10 protein-coding genes and 3 pseudogenes are annotated in these 14,994 nt (G+C 74.4%); 11 read left to right on the forward strand and 2 right to left on the reverse strand.

The genetic code is table 11. The features are described 5' to 3' along the window. The 3 genes from CHR28_RS08420 (at window position 1) to CHR28_RS08430 (ending at window position 5,251) form a co-directional block, all read left to right on the forward strand. Window positions 1-2,388, forward strand: coding sequence for a xanthine dehydrogenase family protein molybdopterin-binding subunit (locus CHR28_RS08420; RefSeq protein WP_094052874.1), 2,388 nt, complete (start codon window positions 1-3; stop codon window positions 2,386-2,388). Window positions 2,389-2,590: 202 nt separating this feature from the next. Beyond that, entirely contained in the window at window positions 2,591-4,048 is a 1,458-nt protein-coding gene (locus CHR28_RS08425) for an NCS2 family permease (RefSeq protein ID WP_094052875.1), read from the forward strand. 48 nt (window positions 4,049-4,096) lie between these two features. Next, window positions 4,097-5,251 (forward strand): XdhC family protein, encoded by a 1,155-nt coding sequence (locus CHR28_RS08430; RefSeq protein WP_094052876.1) that lies wholly within the window; start codon window positions 4,097-4,099, stop codon window positions 5,249-5,251. A gap of 164 nt (window positions 5,252-5,415) precedes the next feature. On the opposite strand, the gene CHR28_RS08435 is transcribed toward CHR28_RS08430, so the two are convergent. Together CHR28_RS08435 and CHR28_RS08440 are read right to left on the reverse strand one after the other, a co-directional pair. Then, the gene (locus CHR28_RS08435) at window positions 5,416-5,856 is read right to left on the reverse strand and encodes an SRPBCC family protein (protein ID WP_094052877.1); all 441 of its coding nucleotides are present in this window, start codon (window positions 5,854-5,856) and stop codon (window positions 5,416-5,418) included. 133 nt (window positions 5,857-5,989) lie between these two features. Then, window positions 5,990-6,778, reverse strand: a complete 789-nt coding sequence (locus tag CHR28_RS08440) for a polysaccharide deacetylase family protein (RefSeq protein ID WP_256984165.1) — start codon at window positions 6,776-6,778, stop codon at window positions 5,990-5,992. A gap of 107 nt (window positions 6,779-6,885) precedes the next feature. On the opposite strand from CHR28_RS08440, the pseudogene CHR28_RS08445 reads away from it, so the two are divergent. The 8 genes and pseudogenes from CHR28_RS08445 (at window position 6,886) to CHR28_RS08480 (ending at window position 14,994) form a co-directional block, all read left to right on the forward strand. After that, window positions 6,886-7,848 (forward strand): annotated as a pseudogene (locus tag CHR28_RS08445) (NAD-dependent epimerase/dehydratase family protein). 161 nt (window positions 7,849-8,009) lie between these two features. Then, entirely contained in the window at window positions 8,010-9,668 is a 1,659-nt protein-coding gene (locus CHR28_RS08450; protein WP_094052878.1) for a carbamoyltransferase family protein, read from the forward strand. Continuing rightward, on the forward strand, window positions 9,665-10,660 hold the full coding sequence (locus CHR28_RS08455) for a glycosyltransferase family 2 protein (RefSeq protein ID WP_107473115.1): 996 nt from the start codon (window positions 9,665-9,667) through the stop codon (window positions 10,658-10,660). The genes CHR28_RS08450 and CHR28_RS08455 overlap by 4 nt, the downstream gene beginning before the upstream one ends. Continuing rightward, window positions 10,657-11,259, forward strand: a complete 603-nt coding sequence (locus tag CHR28_RS08460) for a D-glycero-alpha-D-manno-heptose-1,7-bisphosphate 7-phosphatase (protein ID WP_179272353.1) — start codon at window positions 10,657-10,659, stop codon at window positions 11,257-11,259. The genes CHR28_RS08455 and CHR28_RS08460 overlap by 4 nt, the downstream gene beginning before the upstream one ends. Continuing rightward, window positions 11,256-12,247 (forward strand): annotated as a pseudogene (locus CHR28_RS08465) (glycosyltransferase family 9 protein). Before CHR28_RS08460 ends, CHR28_RS08465 begins: the two are co-directional and overlap by 4 nt. Next, window positions 12,244-13,181, forward strand: a pseudogene (locus CHR28_RS08470) (glycosyltransferase). Before CHR28_RS08465 ends, CHR28_RS08470 begins: the two co-directional pseudogenes overlap by 4 nt. Further along, complete coding sequence (locus CHR28_RS08475; RefSeq protein WP_094052879.1) at window positions 13,178-14,395, forward strand: glycosyltransferase; 1,218 nt, start codon at window positions 13,178-13,180, stop codon at window positions 14,393-14,395. Before CHR28_RS08470 ends, CHR28_RS08475 begins: the two are co-directional and overlap by 4 nt. Further along, window positions 14,395-14,994: a D-sedoheptulose-7-phosphate isomerase gene (locus tag CHR28_RS08480; RefSeq protein WP_094052880.1), complete on the forward strand. Its 600-nt coding sequence runs from the start codon at window positions 14,395-14,397 to the stop codon at window positions 14,992-14,994. Before CHR28_RS08475 ends, CHR28_RS08480 begins: the two co-directional genes overlap by 1 nt.

The raw sequence follows: 14,994 nt of genomic DNA on the forward strand, positions 1-14,994 counted from the left end.
ATGTCTTCCCCCAGCGGAACCCCCACCAAGATCACCCAGGGCTCGCAGACCAAGGGCGGCATCGGCGAGTCCACCCTGCGCCCGGACGGCACCCTCAAGGTCACCGGCGAGTTCGCGTACTCCTCCGACATGTGGCACGAGGACATGCTGTGGGGCCAGATCCTCCGCTCCACGGTCGCGCACGCCGAGATCGTCTCCATCGACACCGGCGAGGCGCTGGCCACGCCCGGCGTGTACGCCGTGCTGACGTACGACGACCTGCCGACCGACGTGAAGAACTACGGCCTGGAGATCCAGGACACCCCGGTCCTCGCCCACGGCAAGGTCCGTCACCACGGTGAGCCGGTCGCCCTCGTCGCCGCGGACCACCCGGAGACCGCGCGCCGCGCCGCCGCGAAGATCAAGGTGGAGTACAAGGAGCTGCCCGTCGTCACCGACGAGGCCTCCGCCACCGCCCCGGACGCGATCCTCGTCCACGAGAACCGCGACGACCACCACAGCGGTCACGTCCCGCACCCGAACATCGTGCACCGCCAGCCGATCGTGCGCGGCGACGTGGCGAAGGCCCGCGAGCGGGCCGACGTGATCGTCGAGGGCGAGTACACCTTCGGCATGCAGGACCAGGCCTTCCTCGGCCCCGAGTCCGGCCTCGCCGTGCCCGAGGAGGACGGCGGCGTCCACCTCTACATCGCCACCCAGTGGCTCCACTCCGACCTGCGCCAGATCGCCCCGGTGCTCGGCCTGCCCGAGGACAAGGTGCGCATGACGCTGTCCGGCGTCGGCGGCGCTTTCGGCGGCCGCGAGGACCTGTCGATGCAGATCCACGCCTGCCTGCTCGCCCTGCGCACCGGCAAGCCCGTCAAGATCGTCTACAACCGCTTCGAGTCCTTCTTCGGGCACGTCCACCGCCACCCCGCGAAGCTCTACTACGAGCACGGGGCCACCAAGGACGGCAAGCTCACCCACATGAAGTGCCGGATCGTCCTGGACGGCGGCGCCTACGCCTCCGCCTCCCCGGCGGTCGTCGGCAACGCCTCCTCCCTGTCCGTCGGCCCGTACGTGATCGACGACGTGGACATCGAGGCCATCGCCCTCTACACCAACAATCCGCCCTGCGGCGCGATGCGCGGCTTCGGCGCGGTCCAGGCGTGCTTCGCCTACGAGGCGCAGATGGACAAGCTCGCCGCGAGACTCGGTATGGACCCGGTCGAGTTCCGCCGGCTCAACGCCATGGAGCAGGGCACGCTGATGCCCACCGGCCAGCCGGTCGACTCCCCGGCCCCCGTCGCCGAACTGCTGCGCCGCGTCAAGGCGATGCCGATGCCGCCGGAGCGCCAGTGGGAGTCCAGCGAGGGCGCCGACGTACGGCAGCTGCCGGGCGGCCTGTCCAACACCACGCACGGCGAGGGCGTCGTCCGCGGGGTCGGCTACGCCGTCGGCATCAAGAACGTCGGCTTCTCCGAGGGCTTCGACGACTACTCCACCGCCAAGGTCCGCATGGAGGTCCGGGGCGGCGAACCGGTGGCCACCGTCCACACCGCGATGGCGGAGGTCGGGCAGGGCGGTGTCACCGTCCACGCGCAGATCGCCCGCACCGAGCTGGGCGTCACCCAGGTGACCATCCACCCGGCCGACACCCAGGTCGGCAGCGCCGGTTCCACGTCGGCCTCGCGGCAGACGTACGTCACCGGCGGCGCCGTGAAGAACGCCTGCGAACTCGTCCGCGAGAAGGTCCTGGAGATCGGCCGCCGCAAGTTCGGCTCCTACCACCCGGCCTGGGCCACGGCCGAACTGCTGCTGGAGGGCGGCAAGGTCGTCACCGACGGCGGCGAGGTCCTCGGCGACCTGGCCGACGTCCTGGAGGGCGAGGTCGTGGAGGTCGAGGAGGAGTGGCGGCACCGGCCGACCGAGCCCTTCGACCTGCGCACCGGCCAGGGCAACGGGCACGTGCAGTACTCCTTCGCCGCGCACCGGGCCGTCGTCGAGGTCGACACCGAGCTCGGCCTGGTCAAGGTGATCGAGCTGGCCTGCGCCCAGGACGTCGGCAAGGCGCTCAACCCGCTCTCCGTCGTCGGCCAGATCCAGGGCGGCACGACCCAGGGCCTGGGCGTCGCGGTCATGGAGGAGATCGTCGTCGACCCGAAGACGGCGAAGGTCAAGAACCCCTCCTTCACCGACTACCTGATCCCCACCATCCTCGACACGCCGACCATCCCCGTCGACGTGCTCGAACTCGCCGACGACCACGCCCCGTACGGGCTGCGCGGCATCGGCGAGGCTCCCACCCTGTCGTCCACCCCGGCCGTGCTCGCGGCGATCCGCGCGGCGACCGGGCTGGAGCTGAACAGGACGCCGGTCCGCCCCGAGCACCTGACCGGCACCGCGTAAGAGCTCTCCGGGCGGCGCACCGGAACGTCACACTTCCGCGCCGCCCGGAGGACCCGGCACCGCACCGCTCGCGGTCCCGGGAACCGACTGATCGTTCGTCTCGGGCCGTCCCCCGGGTCGTGCGGCCGAAGCACCTTCCCAAATCCCGCACGTCGCTCCGACGAGCCGCGGGTGCCCCTGTGAACCTTGGGAGTAGGCCCACATGACCCAGCAGTCAGTAGAGCCGAGGACCACAGCCGACGACGCGGGCGAAGGCACCCGCGTCCCGGCCGGCAGGTCCTGGCTCGACCGGTACTTCCACATATCCCTCAGAGGGTCGACCGTCGCCCGTGAAGTGCGCGGCGGCATCACGACCTTCATGGCGATGGCGTACATCCTCCTGCTCAACCCCCTGATCCTGTCCGGCAAGGACGCGGCCGGGAACACCCTCGCGCAGCAGGGCCTGATCACCGCGACCGCGTTCGCGGCGGCCCTCACCACCCTGCTGATGGGCTTCGTCGGCAAGGTGCCGCTCGCCCTCGCCGCGGGACTGTCCGTCTCCGGGGTCCTCGCCTCCCAGGTCGCGCCCGAGATGACCTGGCCGCAGGCGATGGGCATGTGCGTGATGTACGGCGTCGTCATCATGCTGCTGGTCGTCACCGGCCTGCGCGAGATGATCATGAACGCGATCCCGCTCGCGCTCAAGCACGGCATCACCATGGGCATCGGCCTGTTCATCGCCCTCATCGGCTTCTACAAGTCCGGCTTCGTGCACCAGGGGGAGGCCACCCCCGTCACCCTCGGCCCGGCGGGCGAACTCGCCGGCTGGCCGGTCCTGCTCTTCGCCGGCACCCTGCTGCTGATCTTCATGCTGCAGGCCCGGAACGTCCCGGGCGCCATCCTCATCGGCATCGTCGGCGGCACGGTCGTCGCCGCGCTCCTCAACGCCGCCGGCGTCATCGACCCCAAGCAGTGGGCCGCGGGCGCTCCCGAACTGCACGGCAGCGCCGTGTCGATGCCCGACTTCTCGCTCTTCGGCGACGTCGAGTTCGGCGGCTGGGGCGAGGTCGGCGCGATGACCGTCGGCATGATCGTCTTCACGCTGGTGCTCGCCGGGTTCTTCGACGCGATGGCCACCATCATCGGCGTCGGCACCGAGGCGAAGCTCGCCGACGACAAGGGCCGGATGCCGGGCCTGTCCAAGGCGCTGTTCATCGACGGGGCCGGCGGCGCGATCGGCGGTGTGTCGGGCGGCTCCGGCCAGACGGTGTTCATCGAGTCCGCGACCGGGGTCGGCGAGGGCGCGCGCACCGGCCTCGCCTCGGTCGTCACCGGACTGTTCTTCGCGGCCTGCCTGTTCTTCACCCCGCTCACCGCGATCGTGCCGCAGGAGGTGGCGTCCGCCGCCCTCGTCGTCATCGGCGCGATGATGCTGATGAACGCCCGGCACGTGGACTGGGCCGACCGCGCCACCGCCATCCCGGTGTTCCTCACGGTCGTGCTGATGCCGTTCACCTACACCATCACCACCGGTGTCGCCGCGGGCGTCATCTCCTACGTCGCCATCAAGACCGCCCAGGGCAAGTGGCGCGAGATCGGCGCCTTCATGTGGATCCTCACGGCGGTGTTCCTCGTCTACTTCGCCCTCAACCCGATCGAGAGCTGGCTGGGCGTCCACTGACGCCCCGCCGCAAGCCCCGACGCCGCAGCCTCAAGGAGACCGAGACAGATGCTGGACATCGCCGAGGAGCTCGACCGCTGGGTCGAGCAGGGCCGTGACTTCGCCGTGGCGACCGTGGTGGCCGTCGGCGGCAGCGCGCCCCGGCAACCCGGCGCCGCGCTCGCGGTGGACGCCGACGGCACCGCCATCGGCTCGGTCTCCGGCGGCTGTGTGGAGGGCGCGGTCTACGAGCTGTGCGAGCAGGCGCTGCGGGACGGCGAGACCGTCCTGGAGCGCTTCGGCTACAGCGACGACGACGCCTTCGCCGTGGGTCTGACCTGCGGCGGCGTCATCGACATCCTGGTCACCCCGGTACGGGCCGCCGATCCGGTCCGCCCGGTGGTCCGGGCCGCGCTCACCGCCGCCGCGCGAGGGGAGGCGGCGGCGGTGGCGCGGATCGTGTCGGGCCCGGGCGAACTGACGGGCCGCGCCCTGCTGGTCCGCCCCGACGGCTCCCGCTACGGCGGCTTCGGCGCCCACCCGGAGCTGGACCGCACGGTCGCGGCCGAGGCGGGCGCCTTCCTGGACGCCGGGCGCACCGGCACGCTGGAGATCGGAGAGCAGGGCTCTCGCTGCGGAGCGCCGCTCACGGTCCTGATCGAGTCCTCGGTCCCCGCACCCCGCATGATCGTGTTCGGCGCGATCGACTTCGCCTCCGCTCTGGTCCGCGTCGGCAAGTTCCTCGGCTACCACGTCACCGTGTGCGACGCCCGCCCCGTCTTCGCGACCCGCACCCGCTTCCCCGAGGCCGACGAGATCGTCGTCGACTGGCCCCACCGCTACCTGGAGCGCACGGACGTCGACGCCCGGACGGTGCTGTGCGTGCTGACCCACGACGCCAAGTTCGACGTCCCGCTGCTGCGGCTCGCGCTGCGGCTGCCGGTGGCGTACGTCGGCGCCATGGGCTCCCGGCGCACCCACCTGGACCGCAACGCCCGTCTGCGGGAAGTCGGCGTCACCGAGCCGGAGCTGAGCCGTCTGCACTCGCCGATCGGCCTGGACCTCGGCGCCCGCACCCCGGAGGAGACGGCCCTGTCGATCGCGGCGGAGATCGTCGCCGGGCGGCGCGGCGGCAGCGGGGTGTCGCTCACGGGCGCGCACACGCCGATCCACCACGAGCCCGGGCCGGGCACGGTGGGGCGGCGGATCGACTCGGTCGCCTGACCTGCCTGACCTGCCTGGCCTGCCTGACCTGCCTGCCTGACCTGCCTCCCCGCCTGACCTGCCCGCCCGCCCGAGCCGGGCTCGGCCTCCGCCGCGTCACCACACGTACCCCTGCGGTCGCCGGCTTCGGGACCGGCCGTGCCGGACAAACGTTCCGCCCGGGCTCACGGACGGCGGAGCAGGTGGTTCAGCGCCCGGCCGAAGACGGCCCGGGCCGAACGCCGCACCACGCCGTCGAAGAGCGGGGGCAGGAAACGGAGCCGGATCTCCTCCCGCCACACCACCCGGGTGCGCCCGCCCGGCCCCGGCCGCACCTCCAGTTCCGCCCAGCCGAGGACCACGCGACCGCGCTTCTCCAGCCGGCAGATGCCCGCGGAGCCGTCCGTGGGCGGCCGCCAGAGCGTCACCTCCATGGGGTCGTCGAAGGCCAGCGGTCCGAGGCCCGAGCGGGCCACGACACGCGTGCCCTCGCGCGTCGGGCCGGGCGGGACCACCCGGACCACCGTCAGCGGCACGACGTCACCGTGCCGGGGCCACGCCGTGATCCGGCGCCACGCCTCGTCGAGGGGGAGCGGGGCCGTGCGCTGGAGCTCGATGTTCGCCACGGCACGATCGTAGGGAACCCGCGCCGCCCCCCGCCCCGCCCGCGCCCGGTTCACCCACCCGGCCCAGACGACGGGCACGGGGAGCAGGCCATCGGGGGGCCTGGTGGGTACCAGACGCGGGCCGCCGGTGCCCTCACCGGTACACGGTTCCCGGCTCCGGTTTCCCCGGTGCCAGCAGCTGCGGCACCGTCACGAAGACATAGCCCCGTTCCTTCAGCGCGTCGATGATCCCGGGCACGGCCGGCACCGTGCCGTCGTAGATGTCGTGCAGCAGGATGATCCCGTCCCGGGACGCCTGGTCGAGGACGCGGCGGCCGATCAGGTCCGAGTCGGTGGTCGTGTAGTCCTTGGCCGTCACGGTCCACAGGACCTCGGACAGGCCGAGTTCGCGGCAGATCTCGTGCACGGTGTCGTCGGTGCGGCCCTGCGGCGGGCGCATCAGGGTGGGGCGGCGGCCGGTGAGGCGTTCTATCTCCCGGTTGGGGCGCTCCAGTTCCTCGCGTATCTCCTCGGGTTCCAGATCGGTCAGGATCTTGTGGTCCCAGGTGTGGCTGGCCACCTCGTGGCCCTCGTCGGCCATGCGCCGCACCAGCTCCGGGTACTTCTCGATGTGCCGCTCGCCCAGCAGGAAGAAGGTCGCCGGGACCTGCTTCTCCTTGAGGATGTCCAGCAGCCGCGCGGAATGCTCGCTCGGCCCGGCGTCGAAGGTGAGCGCGATGCACTTGGCCTCGCGGCAGTCCACGGCGCCGTACCGGGCCGCCTGGGCGCCGGCTGCCGGATCGGCCCGCACGGCGCTGGGGGCGGTGGTGTCGAGCCCCGAGCAGCCGCTCAGGGCGAGGGTGAGGGCGGCGGCCGCCGCGAGCGTCCCGGCCGTTCGGAACGCGGTCCCCGTTTTCGTCATCTTCTTGGTCAGAGAAGGCATGCCGGGACTATACACAGCGTGTATACGCGCGGTTCATAGTGTCCGGTCGGGTCACCTGGTTACCCGCGCCCCCACACGCACGCGTGCGCGAGCGAGGGGAGAGGCCCATGGGCGGAACCATCCGGCGGTGCGCCCTGGTGACCGGCGGCGCCGGGTTCGTGGGGTCCCACCTGTGCGCACGGCTGCTCGATGCCGGCACCGACGTGGTGTGCCTGGACAACCTCGCCACCGGCACCCGGGCGAACGTGGCGGAGCTGGAACAGCGGCCCGGCTTCCGATTCGTGCGCGGCGACGCCACCGACCTCGCGGCATGGCAGGCCCTGCCCGGCCGGTTCGGCCTCGTCCTGCACTTCGCCTGCCCCGCCTCGCCCGCCGACTACCTGCGGCTGCCGCTGGAGACCCTGGAGGTCGGCAGCACCGGCACCCGCCTCGCCCTGGAGCGGGCCCGCGCCGACGGCGCCCGGTTCGTCCTCGCCTCCACCTCCGAGGTCTACGGCGACCCGCTGGAGCACCCGCAGCGCGAGGGCTACTGGGGCAACGTCAACCCGGTCGGGCCGCGCAGCGTCTACGACGAGTCCAAGCGGTTCGCCGAGGCCCTGGTCACCGTCCACCGCGCTGTCCACGGCACGGACGCCGCCATCGTCCGCATCTTCAACACCTACGGGCCCCGGATGCGCACTGGGGACGGCCGCGCCGTCCCCACCTTCATCACGCAGGCCCTGGACGGCGTGCCCCTGACCGTCGCCGGTGACGGCGGGCAGACCCGCTCCCTGTGCTAGGTGGACGACACCGTGGACGGCGTGCTCGCCCTGGCCGGCTCCGCCGAGACCGGGCCGGTCAACATCGGCGGCGCCGACGAGATCTCCATGCTGGAGCTGGCCCGCCGGATCGTCGCACTCACCGGCTCCGCCTCCCGCGTCCGGTTCGTGGACCGCCCCGTCGACGACCCCGGCCGCCGCTGCCCCGACACCCGCCTGGCCCGCGAGCGGCTCGGCTGGCGTCCCCGGGTCGGCTGGAGCGAAGGGCTGGAGCGGACCATCGACTGGCTCGCGCGCCCCGCCGCCGCCTGAGCACCCACCCTTCCCCCGGCCCGGCCGGCCGCCACAAAACTACCGAGGGTGACAAATCGGTACGTTCGCCATCAGTAGGCATCAATTGTTTAAGTCGGCTCACTCGCGGCACTCGCCAGCCCCGTAGTCCTCCCACCCCCACGGGACGGAGCACCCGGCTCATGCGCATCCTCGGAATCAACGCCCTGTTCCATGACCCGGCCGCCGCCCTCGTCGTCGACGGCAGGACCGTGGCGGCCGCCGAGGAGGAACGCTTCAGCCGGCGCAAGCACGGCAAACGCCCGCTGCCGTTCTCCGCCTGGGAACTGCCCGAGCTGTCCGCCCGCTGGTGCCTGGAGCACGCCGGACTGCGCCCCGCCGACCTGGACGCCGTCACCTACTCCTTCGACCCGGCGCTCGCCCGGCCCGCCCGCGACATGGGGCTGGACGACCCCTGGGACCCGCTGCGCCTGGAGTACGCCCGCCGCGCCCCCGAGTTCCTCGCCGAGGCCCTGCCCGGCCTCGACCCCGCCCGGGTCGTCTTCGTCCCCCACCACGTCGCCCACGCCGCCTCCGCCGGGCCCGCCTCACCCCACCCCGACAGCGCCGTCCTCGTCCTCGACGGCCGCGGCGAGGCCGCCTCCCACCTGGCCGGCCGCTACCGCGACGGCAAGCTCGACATCCTCGCCGGCCAGACGCTGCCCGACTCCCTCGGCCTGGTCTACGAGGAACTGACCGAACACCTCGGCTTCCTCCGCAGCAGCGACGAGTACAAGGTCATGGCCCTCGCCTCCTACGGCACCCCGCGCTTCCTGCCGCGGCTGCGCCAGTACGTCCACCCCACCGGACACGGCGGCTTCCGCGCCCACGGCGTCGACTGGGCCTCCTTCACCCCGCCCCGCGCCCCGGGCGAGCCCTGGAACAAGGACCACGCCGACCTCGCCGCGAGCACCCAGGCCGTCCTGGAGGAGGTCCTGCTGGAGCTCGTCGACTGGCTGCACCGCGAGGCCGGCGGCGAGGCGCTGGCGATGGCCGGGGGTGTCGCCCTCAACTGCGTCGCCAACTCCCGGATCGTGGCCAAGGGCCCCTACCGGCACGTGTGGGTGCAGCCCGCCGCCGGCGACGCCGGCACCGCCCTCGGCGGCGCCCTGCATCTCGCCGCGACGGAGAGCGAGCAGCCCGCCCCCATGCCCGGCGCCGCCCTCGGCCGCGGCTGGAGCGACGACGAACTGCGCGCCCGGCTCGACACCGCGGCGATCCCCTACGACAGGCCCGACGACATCGCCGAGACGGTCGCCGAGGCACTGGCGCGGGACGGCGTCGTCGCCTGGTTCCAGGGCCGCAGCGAGTACGGTCCGCGCGCCCTCGGCCACCGCTCCCTGCTCGCCCACCCCGGCCGCGCCGAGAACCTGGAGCGCCTCAACCACGTCAAGGGCCGCGAGGAGTTCCGGCCCGTCGCCCCGATGGTGCTCGCCGACCGCGCCGCCGACCTGTTCTCCGGCGGCCCGCTGCCCAGCCCCTACATGCTGTTCGTGCACGACGTGGCGCCGGCCTGGCGGGAGCGGATCCCCGCCGTCGTGCACGTCGACGGCACCGCCCGCATCCAGACCGTCGAGGAGCGCTCCGAACCGCTCGTGGCGCGGATGCTGCGCGCCTTCGAGCGGCGCACCGGCCTCCCCGTGGTCGTCAACACCAGTCTCAACACCGCCGGACGGCCCATGGTCGACGACCCGCGCGACGCCCTGGAGTGCTTCGGCTCCGCGCCCGTCGGCCTGCTGGCCATCGGCCCTTACGCGGTCCGCCGCGAGCAGGCGTTCGCCGGGGACGGGAGCGCCGCGTGACCGCCTACGCCGTGGTGGTCCCGACCCTGGTGCGGGACACCCTCGCCGACTGTCTCGCCGCCCTCGTCGCGGCCACCGGGCCGCGCCCCGAGCAGGTCGTCCTCGTCGACGACCGGCCCGAACCCGGACCGGGAGGGCTGGAGCACCCGTTGAGCGTCCTCGGTGACCTGCGGGAGCGCACCACCGTGCTCACCGGCGGCGGACGCGGCCCCGCCGCCGCGCGCAACACCGGCCTGCGGGCCGTGACCGCGCCCTGGACCGTCTTCCTCGACGACGTCCAGGTCGGGCCGCACTGGTGCGACCAGCTGGCCGAGGACCTCACCGAGGCGGCCCCCCACGTCGCGGGCGTCCAGGGCGTCATCGCCGTGCCCCTGCCCGGCGAACGCCGCCCCACCGACTGGGAGCGCGGCACGGCCGGACTCGCCCGGGCCCGCTGGATCACCGCCGACATGGCCTGCCGCACGGAGGCCCTCAAGCAGGTCGGCGGCTTCGACGAACGCTTCCCGAGGGCCTTCCGCGAGGACGCCGACCTCGCGCTGCGCGTCCTCGACGCGGGCTGGCGCATCCGGCGCGGCCGCCGCACCACCCGCCACCCCGTGCGCCCCGCCGACCGCTGGGTGTCGGTGCGGCAGCAGCGCGGCAACGCCGACGACGCGCTGATGCGCCGGCTGCACGGACCCGACTGGTGGGACAAGGCCGCCGCGCCGCGCGGCCGGATCCGCCGGCACGCCGCCGTCACCACGGCGGGTGTCGCCGCGTGCGCCCTGGCCGTCGCCGGACGCCCGCGCGCCGCGGCGGCCTGCGCCCTCGGCTGGGCCGCCGGCACGGCCGAGTTCGCCCGGGCCCGCATCGTCCCCGGCCCGCGCACCCGCCAGGAGGTGACGACCATGCTCGCGACGAGCGTGCTCATCCCGCCCGCCGCGACCTGGCACCGGCTGTCCGGCGCCTGGCGCCACCGCCACGTCCCGGCCCGGCAGGAGGTGACCCCGTGAACCATCCCGTGAAGGCCGTGCTGTTCGACCGGGACGGCACACTCGTCGAGGACGTCCCCTACAACGGCGACCCCGACCTGGTCCGCCCCGTCGCGGGCGCCCGCGAGGCGCTCGCCCGCCTGCGCGCACGCGGCATCGCCACCGGCGTCGTCACCAACCAGTCCGGCGTCGCGCGCGGCCTGCTCAGCGAGGCCGACGTCCGCCGCGTCAACCGCCGCGTCGACGAACTCCTCGGCCCCTTCGACGTGTTCGCCGTCTGCCCGCACGGCCCCGACGACGGCTGCGGGTGCCGCAAGCCGCAGCCCGGCATGGTGCTGTGGGCGGCCGGACGCGTCTGTACCCACCCCGCCGACCTCGTCGTCATCGGCGACATCGGCGCCGACGTGGAGGCCGCCCGCCGGGCCGGCGCCCACGGCATTCTCGTCCCCAACGCGCAGACCCGCCCCGAGGAGGTCACGGCCGGCGACCACGTCGCCCCCGACCTGGCCACCGCCGTCCGCGCGGTGCTGGACGGGGTGCCGCGTGGCCGCGTCCTGGTCGACGAGCGGCCCATCCGGGAGGCCTTCACCACCGGCCCCGGACCCGGGAGGTGCCGGTGAAAGCGCTCGTGACCCGACTCGACAGCTTCGGCGACGTCCTGCTCGCCGGCCCCGCGATCCGCGCCGTCGCCGCCCGCGCCGACACCGTCACGCTGCTGTGCGGACCGCGCGGCGCACCCGCCGCCCGGCTGCTGCCCGGCGTCGACGACCTCCTCGTGTGGGACGCGCCCTGGGTGGGCTTCACACCCCCGCCCGTCGGCCGCGGCGAGGTCGACCAGCTCATCGACACCATCGACGCCGACACCGCGCTGATCCTCACCTCCTTCCACCAGTCGCCGCTGCCCGCCGCCCTGCTGCTGCGCCTGGCCGGCGTCGGCTTCGTCGCCGCCGACAGCGACGACTACCCCGGCTCCCTGCTCGACGTGCGCCACCACCGCGCCCCGCACGCCCACGAGGCCGAGGCCGCCCTCGACCTCGCCGAGGCCGCCGGGTTCCCCGCGGTCGACGACGGCCGGCTGCGCGTGCTCCCGCCGCCCCCGACCGCGGGCCTCACCGGCCCGGCCCCTACGTCGTCGTGCACCCCGGAGCCAGCGTCCCCGCCCGCGCCTGGAGCCCCGGGCGCTGCGCCGAGGCGGTGCGCGAACTGGCCGCCGCCGGGCACCGGGTGGTGGTCACCGGGGGCGCGGGGGAGAGCGACCTGACCGCGTTCGTCGCGGGCGAGCAGGCCCTCGACCTCGGCGGCCGCACCGGCGCCGCGGAACTGTCCGGCGTCCTCGCGGGCGCGGACGCCGTCGTCACCGGCAACACCGGACCCGCCCATCTCGCCGCCGCCGTCGGCACCCCGGTCGTCTCCCTGTTCGCGCCGGTCGTGCCCGCCGAACGCTGGCGCCCCTACGGCGTCCCGTACGTGCTGCTCGGCGACCAGGACGCGCCCTGCGCGGACAGCAGGGCCCGGCACTGTCCCGTGCCCGGCCACCCCTGCCTGGACACCGTCACCGCGCAGGACGTGGTCACGGCCGTCGAGAAGCTGCGGGGGGAGACGGCATGAGGATCCTGCTGTGGCACGTGCACGGCTCGTGGACCACCGCCTTCGTGCAGGGCCCGCACACCTACGTCGTCCCCGTCACCCCCGACCGCGGCCCCGACGGTCTCGGCCGCGCCCGCACATGGGACTGGCCCGCCCGCGTCGTCGAAGTGCCGCCCGAGCGGCTGCGCGACGAGCACATCGACGTCGTCGTCCTGCAGCGCCCGCACGAACTCGCCCTGGTCGACCGGTGGCTGGGCCGCTGCCCGCCGCTGGTGCACCTGGAGCACAACGCCCCGCACGGCGACGTGCCCGACACCCGCCACCCCGCCGCCGGGATCCCCGGCGCCACCCTCGTCCACGTCACGCACTTCAACCGGCTGATGTGGGACGCCGGTCCGACGCCCAGCACGGCATCGTCGACCCCGGCCCGCTGTGGACCGGGGACCTGGAGCGCGCCGCCGTCGCCGTCAACGAACCGCTGCGACGCGGCCGCACCACCGGCACCGACCTGCTGCCCGCCTTCGCCGAGGCCGCCCCGCTGGACGTCTTCGGCATGGGCACCGACGGCCTGGCCGCCCGGCTCGGCATCCCCGCCGGCCGCTGCCGCTCCCACGAGCTCACCCAGGCCGAGCTCCACACCCGCATGGCCCGCCGCCGCGTCTACGTGCACCCCGTGCGCTGGACCTCCCTCGGCCTGTCCCTGCTGGAGGCCATGCACCTGGGCATGCCCGTGGTCGCCCTCGCCACCACCGAGGTCACCGAGGCCGTACCGCCCGGCGCCGGAGTGGTCTCCAACAAGATCGACGAACTGACCGACGCCGTAAGCGACTTCGTCGCCGACCCGCTCCACGCGCGCAGGACCGGCGAGGAAGCCCGGGCGGCGGCGCTCGCCCGCTACGGGCTCAACCGCTTCCTGGACGACTGGGAGCGGCTGCTGAAGGAGGTGGCCCGATGAGGATCGCCATGGTGTCCGAGCACGCGAGCCCGCTCGCCGCGCTCGGCGGCGTCGACGCCGGCGGCCAGAACGTGTACGTCGCCCGGCTGAGCGAGGAACTGGCGCGACGCGGCCACGAGGTGACCGTCTACACCCGCCGCGACGCGGCCGGCCTGCCCGACCGGGTGCCGCTGCCCGGCGGCGCCGTCGTCGAGCACGTCCCGGCCGGACCGGCCCGGACCGTCCCCAAGGACGAACTCCTGCCCTACATGCCCGACTTCGGGGCCTGGCTGGCCCGCGCCTGGGCCCGCGAGCGGCCGGACGTGGCGCACGCCCACTTCTGGATGTCCGGCATGGCCTCCCGGATCGGCGCCCACCCGCACGGCGTGCCCGTCGTGCAGACCTTCCACGCCCTCGGCACCGTCAAGCGCCGCCACCAGGGCCGGCTCGACACCAGCCCGCCCGAACGCGTCGGCGTGGAACGGCAGATCGGCCGCGGCTGCGCCCGGGTCCTGGCCACCTGCTCCGACGAGGTACGGGAACTGGCCGCGATGGGCGTGCCGCCCCGGCGGGTGTCCGTGGTGCCCTGCGGGGTGGACGCGGAGCAGTTCCGGCCCGGGGTGCCGCCCGACGGCGTCCCGGCACGCGACGCCCGGCACCGGCTGCTCGCCTGCGGCCGCCTCGTCCCGCGCAAGGGCTACGACCAGGCCGTCCGGGCCCTCGCCCGGATCCCGGACGCCGAACTGGTCGTCGCCGGCGGCCCCGCCGCCCGGCTGCTCGCCGACGACCCCGAGGCCCGGCGGCTGCGGCGGCTCGCCCGGCGCATCGGCGTCGCCGGCCGCGTCCGGCTGCTCGGCGCGGTCGACCCGGCCGCCATGCCCGCCCTGACCGGCAGCGCCGACCTGGTGCTGTGCACCCCCCTCTACGAGCCGTTCGGCATCGTGCCGCTGGAGGCCATGGCCTGCGGTGTGCCCGTCGTCGCCACCGACGTCGGCGGACACCGCGACAGCGTCGCCGACGGCACCACGGGCCGGCTCGTCCCGCCGCAGGACCCCGAGGCGATCGCGGCCGCCGTCCGCGCACTCCTCGCCGACGACGGCCTGCGCCGCCGCCACGGCAGCGCCGGCCGCGACCGCGTCCTGACCCACTACACCTGGCAGCGCGTCGCCGACGGCGTCGAGCAGGTCCACCGCCAGGCCCTCGCCGGACCCGCTCAGCACAAGGAGGTGGCGTGATGACCGTGCACCCGCCCGTCACCGGGCACTGCGACGAACTCCAGGACGCCCTGGCCGCGTTCCGCGCCTCGGCGCACGTCACCGAACGGTGGGGCGAGCACCTCGCGGCCGTCCTCACCGGCGGCGGCCGGCTGCTGGCCGCGGGCAACGGCGGCAGCGCCGCCCAGGCCCAGCACCTGACCGCGGAACTCGTCGGCCGCTACCGCGACGACCGGCCGCCGTTCTCCGCGCTCGCCCTGCACGCCGACACCTCCAGCACCACCGCCATCGCCAACGACTACGGCGTGGACGAGGTGTTCGCCCGCCAGGTGCGCGCCCACGGCCGGACCGGCGACGTGCTGACGCTGCTGTCCACCTCCGGTGCCAGCGCCAACCTGCTGTCCGCCGCCGACGCGGCCCGCGCGGCCGGCATCCGGGTGTGGGCCCTGACCGGCCCGGCGCCCAACCCGCTGCTCGCCGGCAGCGACGAGTCCCTGTGCGTCGACGCGCCGACCGCCGCGACCGTGCAGGAACTGCACCTGGTGGCGGTGCACATGGTGTGCGCGGCGTTCGACGCGGCCGTGGAACGCGGCACCTGGCGGCACGGCGGCGGGAGCTGA

The sequence above is a fragment of the Streptomyces sp. XY006 genome, assembly GCF_002237655.1.
Taxonomy (GTDB): domain Bacteria; phylum Actinomycetota; class Actinomycetes; order Streptomycetales; family Streptomycetaceae; genus Streptomyces; species Streptomyces levis.

Coding starts and splice junctions, on each gene's coding strand:
- CHR28_RS08420 (WP_094052874.1), top strand. CDS start 1: ATGTCTTCCCCCAGCGGAACCCCCACCAAGATCACCCAGGGCTCGCAG.
- CHR28_RS08425 (WP_094052875.1), top strand. CDS start 2,591: ATGACCCAGCAGTCAGTAGAGCCGAGGACCACAGCCGACGACGCGGGC.
- CHR28_RS08430 (WP_094052876.1), top strand. CDS start 4,097: ATGCTGGACATCGCCGAGGAGCTCGACCGCTGGGTCGAGCAGGGCCGT.
- CHR28_RS08440 (WP_256984165.1), bottom strand. CDS start 6,778: ATGCCTTCTCTGACCAAGAAGATGACGAAAACGGGGACCGCGTTCCGA.
- CHR28_RS08450 (WP_094052878.1), top strand. CDS start 8,010: ATGCGCATCCTCGGAATCAACGCCCTGTTCCATGACCCGGCCGCCGCC.
- CHR28_RS08475 (WP_094052879.1), top strand. CDS start 13,178: ATGAGGATCGCCATGGTGTCCGAGCACGCGAGCCCGCTCGCCGCGCTC.
- CHR28_RS08480 (WP_094052880.1), top strand. CDS start 14,395: ATGACCGTGCACCCGCCCGTCACCGGGCACTGCGACGAACTCCAGGAC.